Annotated in this window: 23 protein-coding genes; 8 read left to right on the plus strand and 15 right to left on the minus strand. The window is 57.9% G+C overall.

All coding sequences use genetic code 11. The features are described 5' to 3' along the window. Window positions 1–492: 492 nt before the first annotated feature. From GSR16_RS02570 to GSR16_RS02605, 8 genes are all read left to right on the plus strand, one after another. Entirely contained in the window at window positions 493–894 is a 402-nt protein-coding gene (locus GSR16_RS02570; protein WP_159875008.1) for a hypothetical protein, read from the plus strand. Window positions 895–1198: 304 nt separating this feature from the next. After that, window positions 1199–1930 carry a hypothetical protein gene (locus GSR16_RS02575; protein ID WP_159875009.1) on the plus strand — a complete coding sequence of 244 codons (732 nt, stop codon included), beginning with the start codon at window positions 1199–1201 and terminating at the stop codon, window positions 1928–1930. Window positions 1931–3285: 1355 nt separating this feature from the next. Beyond that, complete coding sequence (gene fdhA, locus GSR16_RS02580; RefSeq protein ID WP_045848203.1) at window positions 3286–4488, plus strand: formaldehyde dehydrogenase, glutathione-independent; 1203 nt, start codon at window positions 3286–3288, stop codon at window positions 4486–4488. 145 nt (window positions 4489–4633) lie between these two features. After that, a complete protein-coding gene (locus GSR16_RS02585; RefSeq protein WP_159875010.1) occupies window positions 4634–5110 on the plus strand; it encodes a formate dehydrogenase subunit gamma in 477 nt (158 codons plus the stop codon). Then, complete coding sequence (locus tag GSR16_RS02590; RefSeq protein WP_159875011.1) at window positions 5104–6663, plus strand: NADH-ubiquinone oxidoreductase-F iron-sulfur binding region domain-containing protein; 1560 nt, start codon at window positions 5104–5106, stop codon at window positions 6661–6663. The genes GSR16_RS02585 and GSR16_RS02590 overlap by 7 nt, the downstream gene beginning before the upstream one ends. Further along, the gene (gene fdhF, locus GSR16_RS02595) at window positions 6660–9530 is read left to right on the plus strand and encodes a formate dehydrogenase subunit alpha (RefSeq protein WP_159875012.1); all 2871 of its coding nucleotides are present in this window, start codon (window positions 6660–6662) and stop codon (window positions 9528–9530) included. The genes GSR16_RS02590 and fdhF overlap by 4 nt, the downstream gene beginning before the upstream one ends. Further along, complete coding sequence (locus GSR16_RS02600) at window positions 9527–9757, plus strand: formate dehydrogenase subunit delta (RefSeq protein ID WP_159875013.1); 231 nt, start codon at window positions 9527–9529, stop codon at window positions 9755–9757. The genes fdhF and GSR16_RS02600 overlap by 4 nt, the downstream gene beginning before the upstream one ends. Window positions 9758–9970: 213 nt before the next feature. Continuing rightward, entirely contained in the window at window positions 9971–10867 is an 897-nt protein-coding gene (locus GSR16_RS02605; protein WP_159875014.1) for a substrate-binding periplasmic protein, read from the plus strand. Window positions 10868–10983: 116 nt separating this feature from the next. Here GSR16_RS02605 and GSR16_RS02610 read toward each other — a convergent pair whose 3' ends face one another. The 15 genes from GSR16_RS02610 to hscA form a co-directional block, all read right to left on the minus strand. After that, on the minus strand, window positions 10984–12072 hold the full coding sequence (locus tag GSR16_RS02610; RefSeq protein ID WP_159875015.1) for a fimbrial protein: 1089 nt from the start codon (window positions 12070–12072) through the stop codon (window positions 10984–10986). A 476-nt stretch (window positions 12073–12548) separates the two neighbouring features. After that, the gene (locus tag GSR16_RS02615; RefSeq protein ID WP_159875016.1) at window positions 12549–13646 is read right to left on the minus strand and encodes a fimbrial protein; all 1098 of its coding nucleotides are present in this window, start codon (window positions 13644–13646) and stop codon (window positions 12549–12551) included. 939 nt (window positions 13647–14585) lie between these two features. Further along, entirely contained in the window at window positions 14586–14915 is a 330-nt protein-coding gene (locus tag GSR16_RS02620; protein ID WP_159875017.1) for a hypothetical protein, read from the minus strand. A 170-nt stretch (window positions 14916–15085) separates the two neighbouring features. Next, the gene (locus GSR16_RS02625; RefSeq protein ID WP_159875018.1) at window positions 15086–15466 is read right to left on the minus strand and encodes a hypothetical protein; all 381 of its coding nucleotides are present in this window, start codon (window positions 15464–15466) and stop codon (window positions 15086–15088) included. A 3-nt stretch (window positions 15467–15469) separates the two neighbouring features. After that, window positions 15470–16132 (minus strand): tlde1 domain-containing protein, encoded by a 663-nt coding sequence (locus GSR16_RS02630; protein ID WP_159875019.1) that lies wholly within the window; start codon window positions 16130–16132, stop codon window positions 15470–15472. Between the two features lie 80 nt (window positions 16133–16212). Beyond that, window positions 16213–17121, minus strand: a complete 909-nt coding sequence (locus GSR16_RS02635; protein ID WP_205677483.1) for a sugar kinase — start codon at window positions 17119–17121, stop codon at window positions 16213–16215. Between the two features lie 63 nt (window positions 17122–17184). Beyond that, window positions 17185–17571, minus strand: coding sequence for a RidA family protein (locus tag GSR16_RS02640; RefSeq protein ID WP_205677484.1), 387 nt, complete (start codon window positions 17569–17571; stop codon window positions 17185–17187). A gap of 19 nt (window positions 17572–17590) precedes the next feature. Beyond that, the gene (locus GSR16_RS02645) at window positions 17591–19066 is read right to left on the minus strand and encodes an N-acyl-D-amino-acid deacylase family protein (protein WP_159875020.1); all 1476 of its coding nucleotides are present in this window, start codon (window positions 19064–19066) and stop codon (window positions 17591–17593) included. Window positions 19067–19147: 81 nt separating this feature from the next. Beyond that, window positions 19148–20500 carry a GntT/GntP/DsdX family permease gene (locus tag GSR16_RS02650; protein ID WP_159875021.1) on the minus strand — a complete coding sequence of 451 codons (1353 nt, stop codon included), beginning with the start codon at window positions 20498–20500 and terminating at the stop codon, window positions 19148–19150. Window positions 20501–20567: 67 nt separating this feature from the next. Next, a complete protein-coding gene (locus tag GSR16_RS02655; RefSeq protein WP_159875022.1) occupies window positions 20568–21839 on the minus strand; it encodes an amino acid deaminase in 1272 nt (423 codons plus the stop codon). 457 nt (window positions 21840–22296) lie between these two features. Further along, window positions 22297–22914, minus strand: coding sequence for a uridine kinase (udk, locus tag GSR16_RS02660; RefSeq protein WP_159875023.1), 618 nt, complete (start codon window positions 22912–22914; stop codon window positions 22297–22299). A gap of 93 nt (window positions 22915–23007) precedes the next feature. Next, window positions 23008–23634 carry a glutathione S-transferase family protein gene (locus GSR16_RS02665; protein WP_159875024.1) on the minus strand — a complete coding sequence of 209 codons (627 nt, stop codon included), beginning with the start codon at window positions 23632–23634 and terminating at the stop codon, window positions 23008–23010. A gap of 311 nt (window positions 23635–23945) precedes the next feature. Continuing rightward, entirely contained in the window at window positions 23946–24140 is a 195-nt protein-coding gene (gene iscX / locus GSR16_RS02670; protein WP_159875025.1) for a Fe-S cluster assembly protein IscX, read from the minus strand. A gap of 77 nt (window positions 24141–24217) precedes the next feature. After that, window positions 24218–24559: an ISC system 2Fe-2S type ferredoxin gene (gene fdx / locus GSR16_RS02675; protein ID WP_159875026.1), complete on the minus strand. Its 342-nt coding sequence runs from the start codon at window positions 24557–24559 to the stop codon at window positions 24218–24220. 9 nt (window positions 24560–24568) lie between these two features. Continuing rightward, window positions 24569–26428, minus strand: coding sequence for a Fe-S protein assembly chaperone HscA (hscA, locus tag GSR16_RS02680; RefSeq protein ID WP_159875027.1), 1860 nt, complete (start codon window positions 26426–26428; stop codon window positions 24569–24571). Window positions 26429–26471: the final 43 nt, after the last annotated feature.

A 26471-nucleotide genomic window follows, 5' to 3' on the forward strand; every position in this document is an offset into this window, starting at 1 on the left:
ACTTCGCGGGTCTCGCCCCGCCGTCGAGGTACTTTACTTTTGCTTCGCCAAAAGAAAGTACCCAAAGAAAAGGCGACCCGCAGCGCGTCGAATTCCCGCCCCAGCCGCACCGCTCAGGGCGCGGCCGGAACTTGCGGCGCGCTAGCGTCGCGCCGCTGCGGACAGCCAACCGCTTAAGACCCTGAGCGGCACGTCTGTGTCGGCTCGCGCTGACGGGACTGGGCCAGCTCCGACAGGAGTTGTTAATCAGAAAACCAACGCACCAACGCGCCCACCGGCCCCGTCAAGCATGCCGCCAGGTGGCCGGGGCGAGGTGTTAAGCGCCTGCAATGTCTGAGCGATTTGACGTTAGCAAATCGCGAGTTCAGGCGCGCCTCGCACCGGTCGGGACCTGTCGGGCAGCCGCAGGCCATACGATGCGGCTAGCTTTTCCCGTAGTGGGGATCTTTGGCCAAGCAAAGATCCCTTTCCCGTCCGCCGCGCGGAAGCGGCATGCAAATCATCATCCGCGCAGCGGATTTCTACCCTACGCCTTCAAACGAAAAACCAGCAGCAAAACCAAATCGTCTGTTTCGCCACACTATCGAGGTACTTTGCTTTTGCTTCGCCTATATAGACCGGAAACATGCTGGACGGGTGTGCGAGAACATCAGTGACACTTCTTGTGTTGATGACTTAAAAAACAACTTGAAAATCAAAGACAAAAACAACTTCGCGGGTCTCGCCCCGCCGTCGAGGTACTTTACTTTTGCTTCGCCAAAAGAAAGTACCCAAAGAAAAGGCGACCCGCAGCGCGTCGAATTCCCGCCCCAGCCGCACCGCCCAGGGCGCGGCCGGAACTTGCGGCGCGCTAGCGTCGCGCCGCTGCGGACAGCCGACCGCTTAAGACCCTGAGCGGCACGTCTGTGTCGGCTCGCGCTGACGGGAGCAGATTTCGTTGGTACGGTCTTGCGATAACGGAACACTGTCTGGACCGTCACCAATACAGGTCAAGATTTTCTCCATGCCAACGTGCTAGCATGACTGGTGTCGGCCAAGAGCTGCCAATCACAGCTCAATTGAACGCACACTCTTAGATGACAGCTTCATTCAAACAGCAGCTGTTGCACCTATAGGGATCTTCGCTAAATATTTAGCCGGGGGTAGGTCAGTAATATGAGCGGGAAATAGTCACAATCGGTAGCCAGAGGAGGCATGAATGGCAGCTAACTACGAGCAACGAGCAGTGCTTTTTTTAGACGTGCTGGGATTTAAACGCCTAATAAATGAAAACCGACAAGATTTGATCGAAGAGGCCCTGGAGATCACCTGCGGCCAGCATCAATCCAATTATGAAGTCTCCGCGTTTTCAGACAACATGGCTGTATCGTTGCCGTTTCGTCATGGGTACGAGTTAGCGGAATTGATACAGTTTGCGAGTTCCATAACCTTACATTTGCTTCACAAGGGAGTGTTATCTCGCGGTGGGATAGCAGTAGGTGATTTACGCCACAAAGGGAATTTTGTTTACGGTCCTGCGTTAGTTGAGGCGTATCAGCTAGAAAGTAAAGCTGCGACCTATCCCCGCATTGTGTTGGCTAGAGATGCGGTCGCAAAGTCATTACAGGTGGGAGGAAATGCACAAGGGTGTGAAGAGTTTATTCGGGGTTTTTTGCGGACAGACTTTGACGGTTTCGACCATGTCCACATATTGGATCATAAAGCAGCAATGCCTTTTCACATCATGCTTCCGCCGGAAGCATTGGGGACTCCTGGGCCGATCAGTTTCAAAGCATTAATCGATGCGAAAGTTGCCGCAGTCAACAAGGCTCTCGACAACAACCCTGCGACCGATGATCACTCTAGAGCCAAGCATGAGTGGTTTAGGCACTATACCGCGCAGTATGAACTTCACTACACCCTTGTTCGAAATCCGCCAGTGGCCATTTGAAGTTCGAAAGGCGGCTCAACTTCCAAAGCAGCCTGTGAGAGAACGTTGGTATCAATGGCTTCTATGGGTCGTAAGTAGAAATCATTTTGATAGCATCCGGAATCGTCTTATCCGCTGGATTCCCACCGCACCGACGCCACCCTTGGCCCCGTCAAGCATGCCGACAGGTGGCCGGGGCGAGGTGTTAAGCGCCTGCAATGTCTGAGCGATTTGACGTTAGCAAATCGCGAGTTCAGGCGCGCCTCGCACCGGTCGGGCCCTGTCGGGCAGCCGCAGGCCATGCTTGTGGGGTGGCCTTGGAGGTGAAGGAGGGCTTGGCCAGGCAAGCCCTCTTTCCCGTCCGCCGCGCGGAAGCGGCATGTAAATCATCATCCGCGTGAGCGGATACTTGGCTTGGTGCTCACCACCTTAAAACCAACAAAACCAACAGCAAAATCAACTTCGCGGGTCTCGCCCCGCCGTCGAGGTACTTTACTTTTGCTTCGCCAAAAGAAAGTACCCAAAGAAAAGGCGACCCGCAGCGCGTCGAATTCCCGCCCCAGCCATCCTGCCCAAGGCGCGGCTGAACTCGCACCGTGCTACCGTCACGGTGCTCAAACATGCAGCCGCTTAAAACCTTGGGCAGCACGTCTGCGTCGGCTCGCGCTGACGGGACTGGGCCAGCTCCGACAGGTGTTACTGATCAGATAAGCACCGCACCAACGCGCCCAAGGGCCCCGTCAAGCATGCCGACGGGTGGCCGGGGCGAGGTCTTAAGCGCCTGCAATGTCTGAGCGATTTGACGTTAGCAAATCGCGAGTTCAGGCGCGCCTCGCTCCGGACGGTGCCTGTCGGGCAGCCGCAGGCCATGCTTGTGGGGTGGCCTTGGAGGTGAAGGAGGGCTTGGCCAGGCAAGCCCTCTTTCCCGTCCGCCGCGCGGAAGCGGCAATGCAAAACATTATCCGCGCAGCGGATTCCCACAGTCCGAACAATTGATTTTTTGTTGTGTGCAGGGATGGTCCGCATGACGGCGGAACGCCCCGGTAAGGCTGGGGCTTCCGCCCTACGTGCTGGCGCCAATAACGTCGCCAAGCAAACACGCATCCCGCCCGGCGCGCGGAAGCGGCAATGCAAAACATCATCCACGTGAGCGGATGTCAGTGCTGCCGGTTCTGTACATAAAACCCCATGATTACACAGGTTTTTTTATCCACCGGGCGAACAGCCAACAGACGTTATCCACCGCAAAGCTGTCGCATTTGTTCAAGTTGCCCACCCGCCACTCCCTTATCTTGGGGTGGGCCGCCAGCCATGGCTGGCGCAGGCTCCCCCCGGAGCGGGGCGCGCTCCGATGCAGTTGCAGTGAGGAGACAACAATGACGGGTAACCGCGGTGTAGTTTATGTAGGGCCAGGCAAGGTAGAAGTGCAGTCCATTCCCTTTCCCGAACTGGTATCCCCCCAGGGCCGCAAGCTGGGCCATGGGGTCATCCTGAAAGTACTCAGCACCAATATCTGTGGCTCGGACCAGCACATGGTGCGTGGCCGCACCACCGCGCCTTCCGGCCTGGTGCTGGGGCATGAAATCACCGGCGAGGTCATCGAGCTGGGCAGCGATGTGGAAACCCTGAAAAAGGGCGACATCGTGTCGGTGCCGTTCAATGTGGCGTGCGGTCGCTGCCGCTGCTGCAAGGAACAGCACACCGGCGTGTGCCTGTCGGTGAACCCGGCCCGTGCCGGTGGCGCTTATGGCTATGTCGACATGGGCGGCTGGGTGGGCGGGCAGGCGGAATACGTGATGGTGCCTTATGCCGACTTCAACCTGCTGAAATTCCCCGACCGCGATCAGGCCATGGCCAAGATCCGCGATCTCACCTGCCTGTCCGACATCCTGCCCACCGGTTATCACGGTGCCGTTTCCGCCGGGGTTGGCCCCGGCAGTACGGTGTATGTGGCTGGCGCCGGGCCGGTGGGTCTCGCGGCAGCAGCGTCCGCCCGCTTGCTGGGTGCGGCGGTGGTGATCGTGGGGGATGTGAACCCGGCGCGGCTGGTGCATGCGCGGGCGGTGGGCTTTGAAACTGCCGACCTGTCGCAGGATGCCACACTGGCCGAGCAGATTGCCGCCATTCTGGGCGTGCCGGAAGTGGATTGCGCCATTGACGCTGTCGGCTTCGAGGCGCGTGGCCACGGCCATGCCGGTTCGCAGCAGGAAGCCCCGGCCACCGTGCTCAATTCCTTGATGGAAGTCACCCGCGAAGCAGGGCGCATCGGCATTCCCGGCCTGTATGTGACTGACGATCCGGGTGCCAAGGACGAAGCGGCGCGCAAGGGCAGCCTGTCGGTGCGGCTAGGGCTGGGCTGGGCCAAATCCCACGCCTTCTTCACCGGCCAGACCCCGGTGATGAAGTACAACCGTGCGCTGATGCAGGCCATTTTGTGGGACCGCATCAATATTGCCGAAGTGGTGGGCGTGGAGCTGATCACGCTGGATCAGGCCCCGCAGGGCTATGCGGCTTTCGATGGCGGAGCACCGAAGAAATTCGTCATTGACCCGCATCTGCAACTGCTGCGCGCCGCCTGACACTGAGTTCACCATCAAGGAGTACATGCCCGACTGGCAGCTAACGCCAATTGGGCATTGCAGTGCGCTGCCAGACGGCGCAATCTTGCCGTCTGGCAGTCAAACAGCATGTTTTCAAGCAAGGCTCACGCGCAGGACCGCAAGCATGAACGCACAACAACAAGAGACACTCCAGCAACTGCTGCAGCAATACCGGGACCTGCCCGGCGGCCTGCTGCCGCTATTGCATGCCGTACAGGATGCACTGGGCCATATTCCGGCCGATGCCATCCCGGCCATTGCCCGTGCCATGAACCAGAGTCAGGCCGAGGTGCATGGCGTCATCGGCTTCTATCACGATTTCCGTACCTCCCCGCCTGCCGCGCACAGCCTGCGCCTGTGCCGTGCCGAAGCCTGCCAGAGCATGGGCTCCGAGGCGCTGGCCGCCCAGTTGCGCACGCAACTGGGGGTGGACGACCACGGCCACACGGCGGACGGCCAGCTTGAGTTGCGCCCGGTGTACTGCCTGGGGGCCTGTGCCTGTGCCCCGGCCTTGCAGCTGGATGGCCAGCTGCACGCGCGCGTCACGCCGGAAAAACTCAGCGCCCTGCTGGCATCCTGTAGCAAGGAGGCAAAATGCTGACCCTGTATATCCCGATGGATTCGGTAGCCTGCGCCGTGGGTGCGGATGCCGTGGCGGCAGCGTTCGCCGCCGAGGCGGCACGCCGCAATCTGGACATCGATATCGTGCGCACCAGCTCGCGCGGCCTGTTCTGGCTGGAGCCGCTGGTGGAGGTGGACACCCCGCAAGGCCGCGCCGGTTACCGTGAAGTCAGCCCGGATGACGTGGCCAGCCTGCTGGATGTGGACCTGGTCGCCAATGGCGATCATTTGTTGTCGGTGGGGCTGGTGGAACAGCTGCCCTATCTGAAAACCCAGCAGCGCCTGCTGTTTGCCCGCGCCGGCATTACCAGCCCGCTGTCGCTGGAACATTACCTGGCTCACGGCGGTTATCAGGGGCTGGAGCACGCGGCGCGGCTGAGTCACGACGAAATCGTGGCCGAGGTGCTGGAATCCGGCTTGCGTGGCCGTGGTGGCGCAGCCTTCCCGGCGGGTATCAAGTGGCGCACCGTGCGTCAGGCGCAGGCCGAACAGAAATACGTGGTGTGCAATGCCGACGAGGGCGATTCCGGCAGCTTTGCCGACCGCATGCTGATGGAGGGCGACCCCTTCCTGCTGATTGAAGGCATGACCATTGCCGGGCTGGCGGTGGGTGCCAGCCGTGGCTATATCTATGTGCGCTCCGAATACGCGCCGGCCATTGCCGTGCTGCGTCAGGCCATCGACATTGCCCGCGCCCATGGTTATCTGGGTGAGGATGTGGCCCACGGCGGCCATGAATTTGATATCGAAGTACGCGAAGGGGCCGGGGCTTATATCTGCGGCGAGGAAACCTCGCTGCTGGAGTCAGTCGAAGGCCGCCGTGGCACGGTGCGCGCCAAGCCGCCACTACCGGCCTTGCACGGCCTGTTCGGCCAGCCCACCCTGGTACATAACGTGCTGTCGCTGGCTTCTGTACCGCTGATTCTGTCGCGCGGGGCCAGCTGGTATCGCAATTTCGGCATGGGCCGCTCGCTGGGTACCATGGCCTTCCAGCTGGCGGGCAATGTACGCCGTGGCGGGCTGGTGGAGCGCGCGTTCGGTCTGACCTTGCGCGAACTGGTGTTCGATTACGGCGGCGGTACCGCCAGCGGCAAGCCGGTGAAAGCCGTGCAACTGGGCGGCCCCTTGGGTGCGTGGATTCCACCGTCGCAGTTTGATACCCCGCTGGATTACGAAGCGCTGGCCGCCATTGGTGCCATGCTGGGCCACGGTGGCGCGGTGCTGTGCGATGACAGCCTGCACCTGGGGCAGATGGCACGCTTTGCCATGCAGTTCTGTGCCGAGGAATCCTGCGGCAAATGCACGCCCTGCCGCATTGGCTCCACCCGCGGGGTGGAAGTCATCGAGCGTCTGCTGGCGGCACCGGATAGCGCCGAGCGGCAACGCCAGCGCGCGCTGCTGGATGAGCTGTGCGACACCATGCAATACGGTTCCTTGTGCGCGCTGGGCGGCATGACCCCCTTCCCGGTACAAAGTGCCATGCGTCATTTCCCGGCCGATTTCGGGCTGGACACTCAGGAGCAAGCACAATGAGCTGCCAATGCGGAGCAGGTGCATCCTGCAACAAGGATATGGGCACGCCGGCACGCGCCGGCGAGGCCAGCATCACCCTTACCATCGACGGCCAGAACATCAGCGTGCCGCCGGGTACTTCTGTCATGCACGCGGCGGCGCTGCTGGACACCGCCATTCCCAAGCTGTGCGCCACCGACAGCCTGGAGCCGTTTGGCTCCTGCCGCATGTGCATGGTGGAAATCGACGGTCATCGCGGCTATCCGGCCTCCTGTACCACCCCGGTATCGCCCGGCATGGTGGTGCGCACCCAGAGCGACAAGCTGGCCAAACTGCGCCGGGGCGTGATGGAGCTGTATATCTCCGACCATCCGCTCGATTGCCTTACCTGCAGTGCCAATGGCAATTGCGAGCTGCAAACCGTGGCCGGGCAGGTGGGCCTGCGCGAAGTGCGCTATGGCATGGACGGTGCCAACCATCTGCAGGACAAGAAAGACGTTTCCAACCCGTATTTCGATTACGACCCGTCCAAGTGCATCGTGTGCAACCGTTGCGTGCGCGCCTGTGAAGAAACCCAGGGTACTTTTGCGCTGACCATTGCCGGACGCGGTTTCGATTCCCGTGTCAGTCCGGCGGGCGGGGCGGATTTTCTCGGTTCGGAATGTGTGTCCTGCGGGGCCTGCGTGCAGGCCTGCCCCACCGCCACGCTGATGGAAAAGAGCGTCATCCAGTGGGGCCAGCCGGAGCGCAGCGTCATCACCACCTGCGCCTATTGCGGCGTGGGCTGCTCCTTCCGTGCCGAACTCAAGGGGAACCAGCTGGTGCGCATGGTGCCGGACAAGAATGGCCAGGCCAACCATGGCCACTCCTGCGTCAAGGGTCGCTTTGCCTGGGGCTATGCCACCCACCCGGACCGCATCACCAAGCCGATGATTCGCAGCAGCATCGACGAGCCGTGGCAGGAAGTCAGCTGGGAAGAGGCGCTGAACCATGCCGCCAGCGAATTCCGCCGCATCCAGCAAAAATATGGCCGTGACGCGGTGGGCGGCATCACCTCCAGCCGCTGCACCAATGAAGAAACCTATCTGGTGCAAAAGCTGGTGCGTGCCGCCTTTGGCAATAACAACGTCGATACCTGCGCCCGCGTCTGCCATTCGCCCACCGGCTATGGCCTGAAACAGACACTGGGTGAATCTGCCGGTACCCAGAGCTTCGACTCGGTGATGCAGGCCGATGTGGTGCTGGTGATTGGTGCCAACCCCAGCGATGCCCATCCGGTATTTGCCTCCCAGCTCAAGCGCCGCCTGCGCCAAGGCGCGCAGCTGATTGTCATCGACCCGCGCCGTATCGACCTGGTGGACGCCATCCACGCCCGCGCTGCCCATCATCTGGCGCTGCGCCCCGGCACCAATGTGGCCATGCTCAATGCCTTGGCCCATGTCATCGTCACCGAAGGGCTGCTGGACGAGGACTTTGTCGCAGCCCGTTGCGACAGCGAAGCCTTTGGCCACTGGCGGCACTTTGTCGCCCAGCCGGAACACGCGCCGGAAGCCATGGCCGCAGTGTGCGGCGTGGCGGCGGACGACATCCGCGCCGCCGCCCGGCTGTATGCCAGCGCCGGCAATGCCGCCATCTATTACGGCCTGGGGGTGACCGAACACAGCCAGGGCAGCACTTCGGTAATGGCGATTGCCAACCTGGCCATGGCCACCGGCAATATCGGCCGCGAAGGCGTGGGGGTGAACCCGCTGCGCGGCCAGAACAATGTGCAAGGCTCCTGCGACATGGGCAGCTTCCCGCACGAATTCCCCGGCTACCGCCATGTGTCGGACGACGTGGTGCGCGCCGAATTCGAACAGGCCTGGGGCGTGTCGCTGCATAACGAACCCGGCCTGCGCATTCCCAATATGTTCGAAGCCGCGCTGGATGGCAGCTTCAAGGCGCTGTACTGCCAGGGCGAGGACATTGCGCAGAGCGACCCCAACACCCAGCATGTCACCGCCGCGCTGTCGGCCATGGAGTGCGTGGTAGTGCAGGATATTTTCCTGAATGAAACCGCCAAGTTCGCCCATGTATTCTTGCCGGGTAGCTCTTTCCTGGAAAAGGACGGCACCTTTACCAATGCCGAACGCCGCATCTCGCGCGTGCGCAAGGTGATGGACCCGCTGGGCGGCAAGGCCGACTGGGAAGTCACCGTGGCGCTGGCCCAGGCCTTGGGTTATGCCATGGACTACCGCCACCCGTCGGAAATCATGGATGAAATCGCCCGCCTGACGCCCACTTTCCATGGCGTCAGCTATGCCGCACTGGAGCGCCACGGCAGCCTGCAATGGCCATGCAATGCGGCAGCGCCGGATGGCACGGTCACCATGCATATCGGCGAATTCGTCCGTGGCAAGGGCCGCTTCATGATCACCCGCTACGTGCCGACCGAAGAGCGCGTCAACAGCCGCTTCCCGCTGTTGCTCACCACCGGGCGTATCCTCAGCCAGTACAATGTCGGCGCGCAAACCCGCCGCACCGACAACGTGGCCTGGCACGAGGAAGACCGGCTGGAAATTCACCCTGCCGATGCCGAGAACCGTGGCATTGTCGATGGCGACTGGGTGGGCGTGGCCAGCCGCGCCGGCCAGACCGTACTGCGCGCCAAGGTAAGCGAACGGGTGGCGGCCGGGGTGGTGTACACCACCTTCCACTTCCCGGAATCCGGGGCCAATGTCATCACCACGGATAATTCCGACTGGGCCACCAACTGCCCGGAATACAAGGTGACAGCGGTGGAAATCATCAAGGTCAACCAGCCGTCGGAATGGCAGCAACGCTACCGCCATTTCAGCCGTCAGCAACAGGAACTGCTGCGGCAAGGCCGTGGGGAGGAGGTGCAATGAACCCGTCACACCTGGTGAAGATGGCCAATCAGATCAGCGACTTTTTCAGCGCCGATTGCAGCGAGGAGGAGGCCGCGGCAGAAATCGCCAGCCATCTGCAACGCTTCTGGGCCCCGGCCATGCGCCAGCGGCTGGCCCTGGCTGTGCAACAGGGCGAGGCGCAAGACTTGCGCCCGGCGGCACGGCGGGCTGTCCAGGCGCTGACATCGCCGGTGGAACAGCATTGACAGGCGGGATGCGCAGCAAGCTGACTGCGCATCCCGGTCTTGTCCTGCCCGGCCACTCTTCCCCTCCGTGCTTTTGCCCCAGCATGCCCGCCAAGTAACAAAACTTGTCATTCCCGCGAGCTGCAGTATGCTGGGCGAGAGATTGCCGTGGATGCAGACATCGATGAACTTTCATACTGTCTGCGTAAGCTAAGGCAGCACAGGACGGGACTCATGCCATCATCCAGTATTTTCAAGCCCTTCTCTTGCCGGCACCCGTGGCGCGTCCGGCTGTTGGCGCTGCTCTGTCTGCCTGGGCTGGCACATGCGCAGGCGGCAGATCAGGTAATCCGTTATTACCCTGGCGGCAGCATATACGCTTATCGCTGGGCCTTGCTCCAATTGGCACTGGATCATGTGGAAAAGCTGGATCATCGTCACTACGAACTGGTGCCGCTGAACGAAAAGGTCACGCAATGGCGTGCCGAACAGCTGTTGAGCTCAGGCAAGGTGGATGTGGTGGCCTTTGCCCCGAATGCACAGCGCGAGCGGCTGCTGCAGCCGGTGCGCATGGACATCCTCAAGGGCATCATCGGCTACCGGGTGTTTTTTGTGCGCAAGGACGATCTGCCCATCTTCAAGGGCATGACCCCACAGCAATTCCGAGCTGGAGTCCGACTGGGCCTCAACAGCCAGTGGGCTGATTACCCCATCATGAAAAACAACGGTTACGAAGTGCTGGCATCCATCGGCTACGAAAGCCTGTTCGAGATGCTGGCCGCCGGGCGTTTCGATGCCTTCCCGCGCGGGTTGAACGAGGTGGGCAGTGAAATGAAGGAGCAGTTGCCGCGTTTTCCTGGTCTGACCCTGGAAAAAACCAAGGCCATCTATTTTCCCTTCCCGGTGTATTTCTGGGTCAGCAAGGAAAATACGCCCCTGGCCAAGCGCGTGCTGCAAGGTCTGAAAATGGCCGAGCGGGATGGCAGCTTCAAGGCACTGTTCCTGCGCCACCATGCCGATGCCATCCGGCTGCTGGCCGACAATGGCTGGCAAACCACACTGATAGCCAATACCGAATTACCGCCCGGTAATGTAAAACCGGATACCAGCTGGTGGTGGAAGCGGCGCTGAACAGGTTTGATGCAGTCTGCTAGTTATCCACTAAAGAGAGGCCCGTGAGAGGCTCTTTGACATTGTGTACGGAACGGTATTGCAACTGTTTTGCAACGGGCAGGAAATCACGCCGCTTACTGATAGCTCATGGTGAAGGTGGCACGTCCGGTTACCAAACCTGGGGTGACGGTGCCGCCGGTCTGGATATAGCGCACGCTCAGCGGGATGACATAGCTGCTAACGCCTTGGGCAATATTGGCTACTTTCCATTGATTGGTATTGCCTGCAGCATTGGAGTCCGGCCCATAGCCAATTGGTGTGCCGTTATTGAGTATCTGCAGTCCCAAGCCACTTGCCGCCCCGCTGCCACTCGCCAGTGATAGTGTGGAAGAGATATTTCCCGGCTGGTTGGCATCGGTAAAGGTGATATAGGTATTGGTGCTGGTATTGAGGCTGCCTCCAGTGCATGTCAGGCCAATCTGGAAAGGCCGATTGCCAAAGGTGTAGCCAATACCCCTGAAGGTTGAGGTTGATGGATTCAATAAGGACACGGTGATGTTAGAAGTGTTGACTGCACAAGTAGGTACCTTGGCTTGAATCAATACCGGGCTAGCCCATAACACCTGTGCAACCAATTGCTTGCTTGGCTGAATACGGTATTCACCTAATACATTGCTCAATGTGCCATTGGCAGTGATTTCCCCAGTTTTTATCAACTCAACAGTAATATTGTAGTTGCTTGCAAAAGTACTGCTTTTGCTTAGCGATAGCAGCGGCCACACTCCAGTTGTGGAGGATATTTTCAAGCCTAATCCGGCCACTGATGTTGGAAATATGCCATTGACTACCGGGAGCTGCGGGGCCACATCCCAACTCCAGGTAGATTCTGTGCAACTGATGGTTGGTGAACCGCTTCCCTTGTAGTTGCTAATGCTTACAGTCCCGCTGCCTTGGTAGATACTCTGCCCTACGGTATAGTCCGTTGGATTGAATGATGGTGGATTTATGCCTGCAACATTGAATGTGTAATAGCTTAATCCATTTGTGGTGGATACAGTGCAGATTGCATAACTTGCTTGTGAGGCAAGTGATAGTAAGATGATTAAGAAGTATTTATTTCTAATGTGCGATTGTGTTTTTATGCCATTTGTATTTTCATGGCTAATTTTAATGATATTTTTAAAGAAATTCAAAATGGTATGGCAGATGAAATATTTTTCCATGTGCTAGCTTTCATTGAATAGTACTTGTCCTGTTAAATCGGTGCAGGTTTACATGCTTAACATAAGAGATATTTTTTATTTTGTATTTCAGAAATTTCTGAATTATTAATGTGGAATTGATGATTATATCCAGTATTCACCAAAAATAGGGACTTTCTTCTGTGTCCACCATATATCGAAAAGCCCGTTGAGAAATACGCTGATATAGCCCAAATCCATTTTCGAATGAGCAAAGAATGGGCTATTCAGCGGGCTGAGCACCAATAAAATGGTGGTAGCCAATTGCTGGCAAACCACACTGATAGCCAATACCGAATTACCGTCTGGCAATGCCAAACCGGATACCAGTTGGTGGTGGAAGCGGTGCTGAACAAGTCTGATGTAATTCGATAGTTATTCGCAAGCAGGGGCCTATACAGGCCCCTACTGCATTCTGCTATAGCATGTCACCAGTAGCAGGATATCGGTTGTCACCACTATTGGTAGGAAAATGTGAAAGTGGCGATGGCATTGATTTTGCCAACATTAATGGCTGATGTACGAATATAATTGGCGGTAAATGGAATAGTCAGATTGCCAGATGTGTTATTTCCAACAAGAAACTGATTTGTATTTCCTGCCATGCTGTTGTCAGGCCCAAGCCAAATGGGTAGGCCATTTCGCCGGATTTGAATGCCAATGCCTTGGGCAGAGGAATTGCTTGTGGCAGAAAGAGTATCTGATGTGGAGAGCGGTGCGCTGTTATCCGTGATGGTCATATATACATTGACAGGACTGGGGCAATTGATTGCTATGTTAAATGGTGTTGTGCCAGTTGTTGAGCCAACGCTTGGAAGTGATGTTGGTAAAATGGCTGGGAGTTGAACGGCAATATTGCTGGTATTTACACTGCAACTTTTGGTTTGTATATTAATTGTCATTGCAGATAATGTAATATCTTGAGTATGATAGGTCCAGCCTTGCGATGAGGAATATTGCCAATCGGCTTGCCTAATAAAAAGTCTTTGAGGGATTGAGAATGTGCCACTGTTTGTGCTGTTGCTGTACCGGACAAGGCGGTAACGAAATATGGTGCTAAAATTGCCACTTTGTATGATCGGTAGTTTGTTAAAGGTGGCAAAGGTGCTACCAGCATAGTATTGTAAGGAAGTTGGGCCGGTACCCGTTTCTAGGTTTTGTACGGAGGTGACTATCCCAATTCCATTGCCAAGGGGGTAAATAAAATACGTCAGCCCATCTTCAGTATAGGGTTGCGGTGGGCTAGTGCTGTTATGATTGTAAAAAGTGTAATATATATTGGTGCTTGGTGTGGTTCTGCAGCCGGTAAATGATAATGCGCTTTGGGTGAACCAGTTGGTTGCTGGTGTAATGGTTGGTGCATTGGCTGGTATGGTTGCAATATTAATGCTGGCTGGTAGGTTGAAATAGATATTGCTGGCGGCACTGCGATCGCAGTTGGGATAGGCGGAAGTGTCGGCATGGGCCATATTGGTGCTGATGGTGGTATAGAAAAGAATGGTTAATATGGAATTGTAAATTTTTATTATGCTTTGCTTGTGTGTGAAGGGTGTCATGTTTGGCTTCCTGTTTTAGCTGGTCAGTATTTTAGGATGTGGCGACTTTTTTAAGTAGTCTAATTATTTTATCTTAGAATGGTTTTTGGCAAATTCAATAGTAATTTTATATTGATGGTGGCAGTGTCGCTCACTGCACTGCACTGCACTGCACTGCACTGCACTGCACTGCACCGCATTGCATGTGCTGGAAAAATTGGCAGAAGCTATTTTTATAAAATATCGATTTTTAGCCAGAATTGGCAGTTACATTTACAAGATAATTCTTAAAAATTGATAAGATAGTTCTTTTATTGTGATGTGCTAGATATGCTCATCATTGAGCAGCATGGGGTGGTGGTCTGTTCCGATGAGAATATTTCTTGCTTTGGTGGCGGTAACAAATCGGTTGAAAATCGCCGTACTGCCGGCTTAGCGTCTGAGGCAGCTCTTGGGGCAATAATTGGGAAGCCTTGCTTGTGTAGCAGTGGGGATGAGGTTGGTTCATTGCACGCGTGGCTTGCATGCAGAGTGGTGGTATGGGGCGGGCGGAAGCAAGCGAAACACCGGCATGCTGCCGGTGTTTGTCTGTGTCAATCAGCGTTCCGGCATGGCTTCACCTAGGATGATGCCCCCTGCATGAGCGATGACGGCTGCGGAAAGGCGGTGGACGAAGGCGGCTGTCTGGGTGGGTTGCGCGTACACCGGATATATATACTTGTTTCGCGGCAGAACACACTGGTAAATGCTGGGTATCTACTCTACTTGGTGGTATGCCTCCACCGGTAAATCCTCTGAAGGGTGATCTACCGGAGCAGTCCTGACTGGTGGGATTCGGTAAGTTTCGTATTCTATTTACATGTCTATTGGATACAGATAACACCTATTTTGCGCTGTTGAAACTGACTCGCTTCCTTATCTGCTTACGATTTATCGAAAAATGTTGCGAGTGATTGGTAATTAAAAGCCATCCCGGCAGCCACTGATACACCACGTGCATGTCAGTTGTAAAGTAAATAATGCTAGTAAAGGTAATGCCAATAAGAGTTTTTTAAAAGAAGCGATAGGTAGCCATAGGGAAATTAATGCAATAAGCGTTGCGGCAATATTTGTAATGGTTAACAGATAGAAAAAGCTTTTGCTATGTCCCTGGATTTCCCAGAGGTAAATTCTATATTGCTCATTCACTTGATCGTATGGAAATAGCAAGCCATTCATCATTGACAGTAAGAACAACAGTAAAAAAATGCTTGCAATTAGTTTTACGCTCAATGCCACCCACGCTTTCATGATTTCTACCTGTGAGTGCCGAGTCTATTTGCATGTGATATATGATTGCTGTGGTGGTCTTCGCCATCATGCAGGCGGGCATTGCGAACTTGTATAATTATGATGCTATACATACTTGCATGTATTCTATTAAGTGCTGAATATGATTTGGTCAATTAGTGTAGTTGCCATTACAGTACGCGATACATTATCAGGCAAAAGTAAAAAAATATTGATGTATTGGCAATGAATGGCAACCATAACAGCCACTTGTTCTTGATTTGTATTGGTCGCCATAGCATTAGCATGGCTAGTCCTGCTGCGATGATGTCAAATACTGCCCATCCATAATAAATAACTAATTCCGCAATTTTGTTTGAAAGATAATATTGAATCGAAGGCGGTAGTTTTTCAATGAGTAAAAAGACTCTGTGGTGTTCTGGTGCTTGGTCTAATGATTTAAATATATTATTCAGTCCGCCAACTATTATAAGAAAAAGCAGATAAAGACTGAGCAACAGTTTTAACCCATGCAGCAGGCTGGCTTTGATGTCATATCTTTTTTTGAGCATGGTCTAATCCCGTTTTAACCGGCTGCGGTGGTAGCCCTGTCCATCGGGTAGGTGCTTATAACGCACCTCCAGCAACATATCCTTACCATAGTGCTGGAAAGATTCTGCAAAACTGCCCATGCTATTGGTCAGGTCAATGCACCCCGCTGACCCTGGAAATTCTCCGCCATGAATGGTAAAGCCATGACGACCATGGACATTAGTGTGTTTTTGAGGAATCAATGCTATTCGTTGTTCACCCCATGCTGTCCTACAACTAGGCCACTTTCCCAGTTTCCAGTGAAGCCATCCGGTAAAACAGATCAGGCGACTAAATGAGTCCGTTCCTTCCCAAGTATAAAACTCACTCTGTTTAAGCAGATAGCTGCCTTCAGGAATCGGCCCCTCATCTCTGAGGCTTTGAAACTTGGGCGACCAATAGCCCTTACGACCAGAATAAGCGGTCCATTTTCTTTCCTGGCCGGCTTCCTGCCAAAACAGGGTTTCACCATCGAACAACAAGCTGGCTTGCCTGCGCTGCCATTCCCTGAAATGTTCTTCCACCTTCATCAGTTCAAACAGTTCCTGATCGGTGAAACGGTAAGTATCACCATGCAGCGCATGCCGGGCCTGCTCGCGCAGTGTTCTCATAAAGTAATGATCATTACGCAAGCTATACACGTCCATCGACAGCCTCCTGATGCATTCCATGCGTGATCTATCAAAAGCAAAACACCGGCAAGTTGCCGGTGTTGGATGTAATTCAATCAGCGCTGCGGCATGGCTTGGCGCGGGATGATGGCTCCGCTGTGGGCAATCACGGCAGCAGACAGGCGGTGGGCGAAGGCTGCGGCCTGGGCGGGTGGGTAGCCCAATACCCGGCTGGCCAGATAGCCTGCGGCAAAGGAGTCGCCGGCGGCGGTGGTGTCCACCACTTGTGGCACGGCGGTGGCCAGTACTTCTGCACGCAGTCCGGCGCTGGCCAGCAGGCAGGGTTCGCCGCCGCGTTTGATCACCACTTCTTTGCAGCCCAGTGCCAACGTGCGTTCGGCGACAGCCTCGGCAGTTTCGGCTCCGTATAGCGCTTGTTCATCGTCCAGTGTCAGCAGGCCGACATCGGCCAGCGCCAGCACGGCTTCATGTCCTGCACGTGCCTGGGTGGATGTCCACAGCGAAGGGCGGAAGTTGTTGTCGAACCAGATTTTGCCGCCATCGCGGGCAAAGTCGCGCAGGGCATCCAGCAGGCGTTGTCGTTCGTGCTCGTTGAATAGGGCCAGTGAAATGCCGGACAGGTAAATGGCTTGCAGATGTGCGGTGTGCAGCACGCTGGCAAAGTCGATGCCGGAGGCAAAGTAATGGCGTGCCGCACTGTCATTGCGCCAGTACAGGAAGCTGCGCTCGCCACGGGCATCGGTTTCCACCATGTACAGGCCGGGCAGCTTGCCCGGCAGGATGACAATGTGGCTGACATCCACGCCTTCGGCTTGCCAGTCAGCCAATAGCTGGCGGCTGAGGTTGTCCTGTCCCATGCCCGTCAGATAGCGAACATGGTGCGGGCTGTCGGCCAGAACTCGGGCCAGATAGATGGCGGTGTTCAGGGTGTCGCCACCAAAACGGCGTTGTAGCGGTTGACCGCTCAGTTCGATCATGCCTTCACCCAGGCAGGCAATATGCATGTTGCTGTCCTTCCTTGTTGTGCAGGGCAGGGCGCTGCCCTTGTGCGGGCAGCGCTGTGGTAGTCAGGGCTTTTTGTAGGCGATGCAGTCCACCTCGACCTTGCAGTCGATTACCATGCTGGACTGTACGCAGGCGCGGGCGGGCGGATGTTCGCCAAAATACTGCAGGAATACCCGGTTGAACGAGGCAAAGTCGCGGGTATCATCCAGCCACACGCCACAGCGCACCACATGTTCCGGGCTGTAACCGGCTTCCCGGAGTATGGCCAAGACGTTCTGGATACATTGGTGCGACTGGGTGACGATGCCACCTTCAATCACTTCGCCATTGATCATGGGGGTCTGACCGGAGACATACAGCCAGCCGTCAGCGGCTTGTACCGCGCGGGCAAAGGGCATGGTCTGGCCACCGGTGCCACCGGCAATGCCATAGCGTTTCAGATCGCTCATGATAGGTTTCCTTGCATGTTTACAGTGAGGGAGTAACGGGGAAGGTGGTGCGGATATCGCGGGTGCGCGGCAAAAAGCGTCCGGCACGGGCACCGGTGGCGGCCGTGTGTTGCCAGCTGAGCGTGCCATTCACCCAGACTGCAACAATGCCTTGTGCAGCCTGTACCGGTGAGTGGAAGCTGGCTGTGTCATGGATGGTGGCTGCATCAAACAACACCAGGTCTGCCCAGTATCCGGGGCGTATCAGGCCGCGCTCGTCCAGCGCAAAGCGGCTGGCAGACAAGCCGGTCATTTTGTGAATGGCGGTTTCCAGGCTGAACAGCTTGCGTTCGCGGCAGTAGTGGCCCAGCACACGCGGAAACGCGCCCCATAGCCTGGGGTGGGGCAGCGGGTCTTCCGGCAGTCCGTCCGAGCCCACCATGGTGAGCGGGTGGCTGAGAATGCGCTCGACATCGGCCGGGTCCATGCCGTGATACACCGCGCCGGCCGGTTGCAGCTTGCGGGCGGCATCCAGCAAGGGGAGCTGCCATTGTTCGGCAATCGCCTGCAGGGTTTGGCCGGCCATGTCCGGGTGCGGGGTGGACCAGGTGATGAAAATCTCGAAATCGCTGGTGACCTGTTTCAGGTCCAGCGTGGAGGAGCTGGCGGAGTAAGGGTAGCAGTCGCAGCCCACTTGTTGCTGGCGGGCAGCTTGTTCCAGTGAGGCCAGCAGTTGCGGGCTGCGCCCCCAGTTACCTTTGCCGGCGCATTTCATATGCGACACGATGACCGGGCTGTTGGCATGGCGGCCCACGCGCCAGGCTTCGTCCATGGCTTCCAGCACCGGTTCGAATTCGCTGCGCAGATGGGTGGTGTAGATGCCGCCGAAGCTGGCCAGTTCGGCGGCCAGTTGCTCCACTTCGCTGCTGTCGGCACTGAAGGCTGATGCATAGGCAAGGCCGCTGCTCAGCCCCAGTGCCCCGTGTTGCAGGCTGTCGGCCAGCTGGGAGCGCATGGCGTTGATTTCTTCTGCGTTGGCGCAGCGGTCCAGCCTATCCAGATGATTGCTGCGCAAGGCGGTGTGGCCAATCAGTGCCGCCACATTGACGGCGGGTTCGGCCTGTTCCACTGCGGCGCGGTAGTCGGCAAAGCGCGGGTAGCGGAAGGCGTCCTTTGGCCCTAGCAGGTTCATTGGGTCTGGCGGCTCGCCTTTCAGGCTGACGGGCGCTGCACTGATGCCACAATTACCGACAATCACGGTGGTCACGCCCTGGCTGAGTTTGGGCTGCATCTGTGGCTGGCGTATCACCATGGTGTCGTCATGGGTGTGGACGTCGATGAAGCCTGGGGCCAAGGTCAGGCCGCGACCGTCAATTTCATGGTCGGCTTCAACCTGACCGGCCTGCCCGATCAAGGCGATGCGCTGTTGGCAAATGCCGACATCGGCCACAAACGCGGCTGCGCCACTGCCATCGACCAGATTGACCTGGCGAATCAGGGTATCCAGATGGTGCATGAGGATTCTCCGGAAGGCTCCCGGCGGCACGGCAGGCAAGGGCTTGCTGCCAGGCCGGGAGAAGAGGGTGGTGAGTCTGGCTCAGAGCAGCTGGGCCAGTCCCAGCGTCAGGGCAAAGGCCACTACAGAAATCAGTGTTTCCAGCACGGTCCAGGTTTTCAGGGTCTGCACCACGGTCATGTTGAAATACTCTTTCACCAGCCAGAAACCGCCATCGTTGACGTGGGACAGAATCAGCGAGCCTGCACCTGTGGCCAGCACCAGCAGTTCCGGATGCGGATAGCCGCTGGCCATGGCGATGGGCGCGACAATCCCGGCGGCGGTAGTCATGGCCACGGTGGCCGAGCCGGTGGCCACCCGCATCAACACCGCCAGCAACCAGCCCAGCAGTAAGGGCGATAGCTGGAATTCGGCTGACAGCGCAATGATTTCCTTGGTGACGCCGGTTTCAATCAGGATGCGGTTAAGACCGCCACCAGCGCCTACCAGCAAGGTAATGGCGGCGGTGGGGGCCAGACACTCATTGGTGAACTTGAGGATGTTGTCGCGGCTGAAACCACGGGCAAGGCCCAACGTCCAGAAGCTGACCAGGGTGGCGATCAGCAAGGCGACCACCGAGTTACCGATAAACAGCAGCAGGCCGTTCATGGCGCTACCTTTATCTGTCAGCACATTGGCCCAGCCACCGAGCAACATCAGGAATACCGGCAGCAAAATGGTGGCGATGGTGACGCCAAAGCTTGGCAGTTCGCGCTTACCGGTTTCACGCTCGGTAAACTGGCTGGCAATCGGGTTTTCTGCCGGCAGATCAATGCGCGGTGCGATAAATTTGGCAAATACTGGCCCGGCGATGATGGCGGTGGGTACGCCGACAATAATGGCGTAGAACACAGTCTTGCCCACCTGGGCGCCATATTCGCTCACGGCCAGCATGGCCGCCGGATGCGGCGGCACCAGACCATGCACCACAGACAGGCCGGCTACCATGGGCAGGCCGACCAGCAGCATGGACACACCGGCACGCTTGGCCACGGTAAAGGCAATCGGAATCAGCAACACGAAGCCCACTTCGAAGAACAGCGGCAGGCCACAGACAAAGGCGATGCACACCATGGCCCAGTGGGCGTTCTTTTCGCCGAATTTGTCGATCAGCGTCAGGGCGATGCGCTCGGCACCGCCGGATTCGGCCATCATCTTGCCCAGCATGGTGCCCAATGCCACCACCAGCGCGATATGGCCCAGTGTTTTGCCCACCCCGGTTTCATAGGCAGCCATGATGTCCTTGGCCGGCATTTGTGCAGCCAGGGCCAGACCGATGGAAACCACGGTCAGCACAATGAATGGGTTGATGCGGTATCTGGCGATCAGTACCACCAGCGCGATGATGGCGATGGCGGCATACAGCAGCAACTGGCTGCCCAGAACTGGCGTCATGTACTTCTCCTTAGTAGTGCAGGGGCAATGCCGCCTCCCGGTCTGTAGGGGGCGGTCTTTATCGGGGTCAGAACAGGGTTTCCACCGCACCGGTGACATTCAGCGCGTCATCCACCAGCAGTAGCTGGCGCCATTTGTCGAAGGTCAGGCAGGGGTGGGATATTTCGAAGGCGATCATGTCGCCCACTTGCAGGTCTGCATCGGCTGGAATGCGCATGAAGGCGTGCTGGTCCATCATGGTGCTGACAATCCAGTCGGCGGGTGCGGCGGTGGGCTGCTGGTCACGGCCAGGACGGAAGTGCAGGGATGCCTGTGGCAGTCCGGCGTCAAATGCGGCATCGCGCTTGCCAAGGGCAATGATGGCGCGGCCTTCTTCGGGCAGGGACTGGACATAAGCCCACAGTTGCAATGCCGGCAGCAGACTGCTGCCCATTTCGCGGGCGATGGGGTTCTGGCTGTGGATGCGTTGTTCGGCATGGCGATAGATGCCGACATCGTGGGTGAGGTAGCAGCCGGGACGGAGCAGGATATTGACCGGCTGTCCCGGATTGAAGCCGGTAAATTCATCGGCCACCACGTCGTACCAGGCTGAGCCGGCCCCTGTGAGGATAATGTCTTCTTCGGCAAACAGGCCGGCGGCTGCATGTGCGCGGGTTCTGGCCAGCACGGATTGCAGGAAGGCGCGGATATCGGCTTCCTGCTGCAGTACCCCTTCATAGACTTCCACGCCAATCAGGCGGAGTGATTGCGGCCAGCGGGCAATGGCGGCCAGTACGGCTTCTTCCTGTTGCGGAGAGCGGATGCCGGTGCGACCTCCCTCCACGCCGTACTCCAGCAGGATGCGCAGGTGTTGGCCCGCCGCCGCAAAATACTGGCCGAGTGCATCGACATTGGCAGCTGAATCGACAATGCAGCAGAAGCTGAAACCGGTGTCCTGCAGCAGGCGGGAAATAATGGCCATATTGGCCTTGCCCACCAGCTGGTTGGCCATCAGCATGCGGCGGATGCCATATTGATAGGCGGCATTCACTTGTGGTGCGGTAGCCAGGGTAATTCCCCAGGCACCATGTTCCAGCTGAAGGTGAAACAGCGCCGGGCTCATGGTGGTTTTGCCATGCGGTGCCAGCTTTACACCGTAGCGCTGCATGAAGTCCTGCATCCAGTGCAGATTGTGCTGGATGCGGCTCTGGCGCAGTACGGCTGCAGGCAGGCTGACCTCTTCGCGCAGGATGTTCCAGCCCAGGCTGGCAACATCGTGCAGGGAGCAGGAGGCGGGACTTTCGCCCAAGCCCTTGGTGACCGTATTCAGTTGTGTTTCCCGGAGTGGATGCTCTGCCATGAGTGTGTTTTCCTCGCCATTGCTTTAAAAAAACACAGCGAGTGAGGCTACGCTCGGGGTAATACTGGCGCGGCTGGCCAGCATGCGGCTCGCTGTGGGTCTGTACCGGGTGCTGCATGATTGCGCACGGCAGGAGGGCAGACTTTCCAGCAAGGAAGGTGGGCTGACATCTGGCCAAAAGGATGTACCTTCTAGCTCTTCCCGACAGGTGAAACTGCGGTTCACCTGTTCAGCTGCTATTGCCGGGGGCATGAGTCATTGAAAAGACGGGATTTTCCCAGCGCGGATCAGATGGCGGTGGGCTGTGGCTATGAGATGGCTGGTGAAATCCGGATGGCGGGTGCAGGCTGGCTGAGGCGTAAATGACGCATCGCGAAATGCATTACGGACTGCTGTTGCTGTGAAGGGTGGGCTATCGCATGTGGATGCGATAGCCGGTGGGACATTGCCAGCTGCATCAGCTGTTGATCAGGCTGGCAACCTTGGTGGTGATGATGTCTACTGCGGGGTCGTTGGCACCATGGGGCAGGATGACATCGGCAAAGCGCTTGGTGGGTTCGATAAACTGGTTGTGCATGGGGCGCACGGTGGCCAGATAGTGTTCGATCACATGGTCCACGGTGCGGCCACGTTCGCGAATGTCGCGTTGCAGACGGCGGATGAAACGCACGTCCGGGTCGGTATCCACGAAGATCTTCAGCGACATCATGTCGCGCAGGGCGGCATCGTATAGTGGGAACAGTCCTTCGATGACGATGACCGGGGCCGGCTTCACCGTGATGGTTTCGGCAGCGCGGGTGTGATTGGTGAAGTCATACACCGGCATCTCGATGGCGTGGCCAGCCAGCAGCTCCTCGATATGCTCGATCAGCAATGGCCAGTCAAAGGCGTGCGGGTGATCGTAATTGGTGGCGAGGCGCTGCTCGAAGGTCAGATGGGCCTGATCGCGGTAGTAGTAGTCCTGCACAATGACAGCCGCCATGTCGGGACCGATGGTTTCCAGCACCTTGGCGGTGACGGTGGTCTTGCCGCTGCCGCTGCCGCCGGCAACGCCGATAATGAACGGGGTAGTCATGCTGTAAGCCTCTTGCTGCAATAACGCATAAAAAAACGCGCCATTCTAATGAGTTATGGCGCGTTGTTCCATCAGCAATGCGGTGTTTGCCGCCTATTGTACTTCAGCAAGGGCGGCGGCATGCCATTCCTGCATGGCAGGGAGCTGCTGCATGTGTATGGCATAGTCAGCGGCCAGGCCTGGCAGGGCAATGTGGTAGCTGGCAAAGCGCCACACGACCGGGGCAAAGAAGGCATCGGCAATGGTGAAGTGGCCAAACAGGAAGGGACCATTGCCCTGGTATTGCTGGCGCAGGCTGTCCCACAGGCTGATGATGCGGTTGATGTCCGCTTGTGCGGCCGCGCTTGGGACAAAGCCGGCGTGGTCGCTGCATACATCCATTGGCAGTTCACTGCGTAGAGCCTGGAAGCCGGCGTGCATTTCTGCCACGGCAGAGCGGGCGGTGGCGCGGCTGGCGATGTCGTCCGGCCATAGCCCGGCCGCAGGGAAGCAGTCGGCCAGGTATTCGCAGATGGCCAGGCTGTCGGCGATGTGCAGTTGCTGGTCGATCAGCAGCGGTACCTTGCCTGCCGGATTACAAGCCAGAATGCGGGCCTTGCTGTCGCTGGCAGTGAGGTCGATGTGCTTTTCCTCGAAAGGTTCGCTCAGCATTTTCAGTACCAGCCAGGGGCGCAGCGACCAGGACGACAGGTTTTTATTGCCGATGATCAGGGTATACATGGTTCAGGCTCCATGACGACACCGCCATGTGCTGGCGGCAGGGTAGGGGGGATGAGTCATCTTATAGCAGCCCGTCATGGGCAGCCAGCGTGGTGGGGAGTGGGGAGTGGGGAGTGGGGAGTGGGGAGTGGGGAGTGGGGAGTCGCGTGGGGCAATGAAGAAGCCCGGCATGGCCGGGCTTTGCGCTATGGGTGCTGCTTGGCGCTGCTCACAAAATAGCGTAGCGCCGCTGGGGCAAGGTGCAATGCCGCAAAAAGTACAACAAGTACGGCAAGCTGGTGCCACGCAGACGCAGGGTTGGTGAGCTGCGCTTATTCTGCTTCGTCTATCCAGGCTTGCTGGATAGCTTCCAGCACGCGCTCGCCGCCACGGCTGTGGTCGTCGTCAAAGTCGGGCAGGGCGACCACCCAGTTGTGCAGGTCGACAAAGCGCACGGTCTTGGGGTCGATATCGGGGTAGGTTTCCACCAGTTCGATGGCGATGTCGTTAACGTCGGTCCATTTCATCTCGTTCTCCTGCGTTCCTGCACGATGCACGAAACCCTGCAGCCCGCACCGGGCCAAGGCGTTTCATGGTGTGTTGCTTAATGGTGCTCGCGTGCGTGGTTGATGGTGTAACGTGGAATTTCCACCACCAGGTCTTCCTCGCCAATCACGGCCTGGCAGGACAGGCGCGACTGGGATTCCAGCCCCCAGGCCTTGTCCAGCATGTCTTCTTCCAGCTCGTCTGCTTCGCTCAGCGAATCGAAGCCCTCGCGCACGATGCAGTGGCAGGTGGTACAGGCGCAGGACAGCTCGCAGGCGTGTTCGATTTCGATATCGTGTTCCAGCAGTACTTCACAGATGTTCTTGCCGGTTTCGGCGTCGTCGATCACAGCCCCATCGGGGCAGAGGTCGGCATGGGGCAGCACAATCAGGCGTGGCATGGGTTGTCCTTATAGCTCGGCAATATTCTGGCCCTTGAGTGCGCGCTGGATGTTGCGGTCCATGCGGCGGGCGGCAAAGTCTTCGGTGGCCTTGTTCAGGCGATGGGTAGCCTGGTTGACCGCCAGCGTGGTCTGGCTGGCGACGGCGGCTTGCAGTTCGTCCAGCACCAGGCGGATGGCGGCGGTTTCGTCAGCAGACAACAGATCGCCATCAATCTGCAGTGCAGTGAGGGTGGCATCGCGCAGGCTGTCGGCATCGACAATGGCCTCGCGCAGCTTGCGTGCCTCGATGTCGTCCTGCACATGGGCCAGCGAGTCGCTCAGCATCTGGCTGATGGCGTCGTCGGACAGGCCGTAGGAGGGTTTGACCTCGATGCTGGCTTCCACACCGCTGGTCATTTCGCGGGCAGATACCGCCAGCAGGCCGTCGGCATCCACCTGGAAGGTGATGCGGATGCGGGCGGCTCCGGCCACCATGGGCGGAATGCCGCGCAGCACGAATTGCGCCAGGCTGCGACAGTCGGCCACCAGTTCGCGCTCACCTTGCAGTACGTGGATGGACATGGCGGTCTGGCCATCCTTGAATGTGGTGAATTCCTGCGCCCGCGCTACCGGGATGGTGCTGTTGCGCGGGATGATTTTTTCGGTCAGGCCACCCATGGTTTCGATGCCCAGCGACAGCGGAATCACGTCCAGCAGCAGCCATTCGTCCTCACCCTTGTTACCGGCCAGTACATTGGCCTGGATGGCGGCACCCAGTGCCACTACCTTGTCCGGGTCCAGATTGGTCAGCGGCGGCTGACCGAAAAAGTCGGCCACGGCTTTCTGGATATGCGGCATGCGGGTGGCACCACCTACCATCACCACGCCCTTGACGTCGTCGGCAGTGATGTCGGCATCGCGCAGGGCCTTGCGGACCGGCAACAGGGTTTTGTCCACCAGGGTTTTGGTGATGCGGCGGAAGGTGTCCTGATCCAGTGTCAGGTCGATGGCATGGCCGTCGGACAAAATGGCGGTGATGCGGGTATCGCTGTGTTCGGTCAGCGCTTCCTTGGCTTCGCGGGCGCGGGTCAGCAGCAGGCGGGTGTCCTGGGCGGACAGGCCGTGCAGGTCGGCCTGCTCCAGAAGCCAGCAATACACGCGGTGGTCGAAGTCGTCGCCGCCCAGGGCGGAGTCGCCGCTGGTGGACAGCACTTCAAATACACCACGGGTGAGTTTGAGAATGGAAATGTCGAAGGTACCCCCGCCCAGGTCGTATACCACGTAAGTGCCTTCGGCCCCGTTGTCCAGGCCATAGGCAATCGCAGCTGCAGTGGGTTCGTTCAGCAGGCGCAGCACGGTGAGGCCGGCCAGACGGGCGGCATCCTTGGTGGCCTGGCGCTGGGCGTCGTCGAAATAGGCCGGTACGGTAATCACGGCACCGGTCAGTTCACCGCCCAGGGCGGCCTCGGCGCGCTGAGCCAGCTGGCGCAGGATGTCGGCGGACACTTCAACCGGGCTTTTCACGCCGGCGGCGGTGTGCAGTTGCACCATGCCGGGTGCGTCGACAAAACGGTAGGGCAGGCTGCCGGCGTCCTTGAGGTCGGACAGGCCGCGGCCCATGAAGCGTTTTACCGAAGTAATGGTGTTGTGCGGGTCATGGTTCTGCTGGCGCTGGGCGTCGTGGCCCACTGTGGTGCTGCCATCTTCCTGGTAGCGCACTACGGAGGGCAGCAGGCTGCGACCGAATTCGTCGGCCAGTACGATAGCAGAGCCGCTTCTTACCGTGGCCACCAGTGAATTGGTGGTGCCAAGGTCGATGCCTACGGCCAGGCGGTGCTGGTGTGGTGCGGCGGACAGGCCGGGTTCGGCAATTTGTAGTAGAGCCATGACGGAATCTTTATTGTTGTCGCGTGAGCGGTAACATCAGGTG

Source organism: Aquitalea denitrificans, from assembly GCF_009856625.1.
Lineage (GTDB): Bacteria > Pseudomonadota > Gammaproteobacteria > Burkholderiales > Chromobacteriaceae > Aquitalea > Aquitalea denitrificans.

Bases quoted from the DNA above. Each gene is read 5' to 3' on its own strand.
- fdhA (WP_045848203.1), top strand. From the start codon at position 3,286: ATGACGGGTAACCGCGGTGTAGTTTATGTAGGGCCAGGCAAGGTAGAA.
- GSR16_RS02650 (WP_159875021.1), bottom strand. From the start codon at position 20,500: ATGACGCCAGTTCTGGGCAGCCAGTTGCTGCTGTATGCCGCCATCGCC.
- GSR16_RS02600 (WP_159875013.1), top strand. From the start codon at position 9,527: ATGAACCCGTCACACCTGGTGAAGATGGCCAATCAGATCAGCGACTTT.
- GSR16_RS02610 (WP_159875015.1), bottom strand. From the start codon at position 12,072: ATGGAAAAATATTTCATCTGCCATACCATTTTGAATTTCTTTAAAAAT.
- GSR16_RS02655 (WP_159875022.1), bottom strand. From the start codon at position 21,839: ATGGCAGAGCATCCACTCCGGGAAACACAACTGAATACGGTCACCAAG.
- GSR16_RS02585 (WP_159875010.1), top strand. From the start codon at position 4,634: ATGAACGCACAACAACAAGAGACACTCCAGCAACTGCTGCAGCAATAC.
- GSR16_RS02570 (WP_159875008.1), top strand. From the start codon at position 493: ATGCAAATCATCATCCGCGCAGCGGATTTCTACCCTACGCCTTCAAAC.
- GSR16_RS02645 (WP_159875020.1), bottom strand. From the start codon at position 19,066: ATGCACCATCTGGATACCCTGATTCGCCAGGTCAATCTGGTCGATGGC.
- fdhF (WP_159875012.1), top strand. From the start codon at position 6,660: ATGAGCTGCCAATGCGGAGCAGGTGCATCCTGCAACAAGGATATGGGC.
- GSR16_RS02625 (WP_159875018.1), bottom strand. From the start codon at position 15,466: ATGCTCAAAAAAAGATATGACATCAAAGCCAGCCTGCTGCATGGGTTA.
- GSR16_RS02575 (WP_159875009.1), top strand. From the start codon at position 1,199: ATGGCAGCTAACTACGAGCAACGAGCAGTGCTTTTTTTAGACGTGCTG.
- GSR16_RS02665 (WP_159875024.1), bottom strand. From the start codon at position 23,634: ATGTATACCCTGATCATCGGCAATAAAAACCTGTCGTCCTGGTCGCTG.
- GSR16_RS02630 (WP_159875019.1), bottom strand. From the start codon at position 16,132: ATGGACGTGTATAGCTTGCGTAATGATCATTACTTTATGAGAACACTG.
- GSR16_RS02640 (WP_205677484.1), bottom strand. From the start codon at position 17,571: ATGAGCGATCTGAAACGCTATGGCATTGCCGGTGGCACCGGTGGCCAG.
- iscX (WP_159875025.1), bottom strand. From the start codon at position 24,140: ATGAAATGGACCGACGTTAACGACATCGCCATCGAACTGGTGGAAACC.
- GSR16_RS02635 (WP_205677483.1), bottom strand. From the start codon at position 17,121: ATGCATATTGCCTGCCTGGGTGAAGGCATGATCGAACTGAGCGGTCAA.
- GSR16_RS02590 (WP_159875011.1), top strand. From the start codon at position 5,104: ATGCTGACCCTGTATATCCCGATGGATTCGGTAGCCTGCGCCGTGGGT.
- fdx (WP_159875026.1), bottom strand. From the start codon at position 24,559: ATGCCACGCCTGATTGTGCTGCCCCATGCCGACCTCTGCCCCGATGGG.
- hscA (WP_159875027.1), bottom strand. From the start codon at position 26,428: ATGGCTCTACTACAAATTGCCGAACCCGGCCTGTCCGCCGCACCACAC.
- udk (WP_159875023.1), bottom strand. From the start codon at position 22,914: ATGACTACCCCGTTCATTATCGGCGTTGCCGGCGGCAGCGGCAGCGGC.
- GSR16_RS02620 (WP_159875017.1), bottom strand. From the start codon at position 14,915: ATGAAAGCGTGGGTGGCATTGAGCGTAAAACTAATTGCAAGCATTTTT.
- GSR16_RS02605 (WP_159875014.1), top strand. From the start codon at position 9,971: ATGCCATCATCCAGTATTTTCAAGCCCTTCTCTTGCCGGCACCCGTGG.
- GSR16_RS02615 (WP_159875016.1), bottom strand. From the start codon at position 13,646: ATGACACCCTTCACACACAAGCAAAGCATAATAAAAATTTACAATTCC.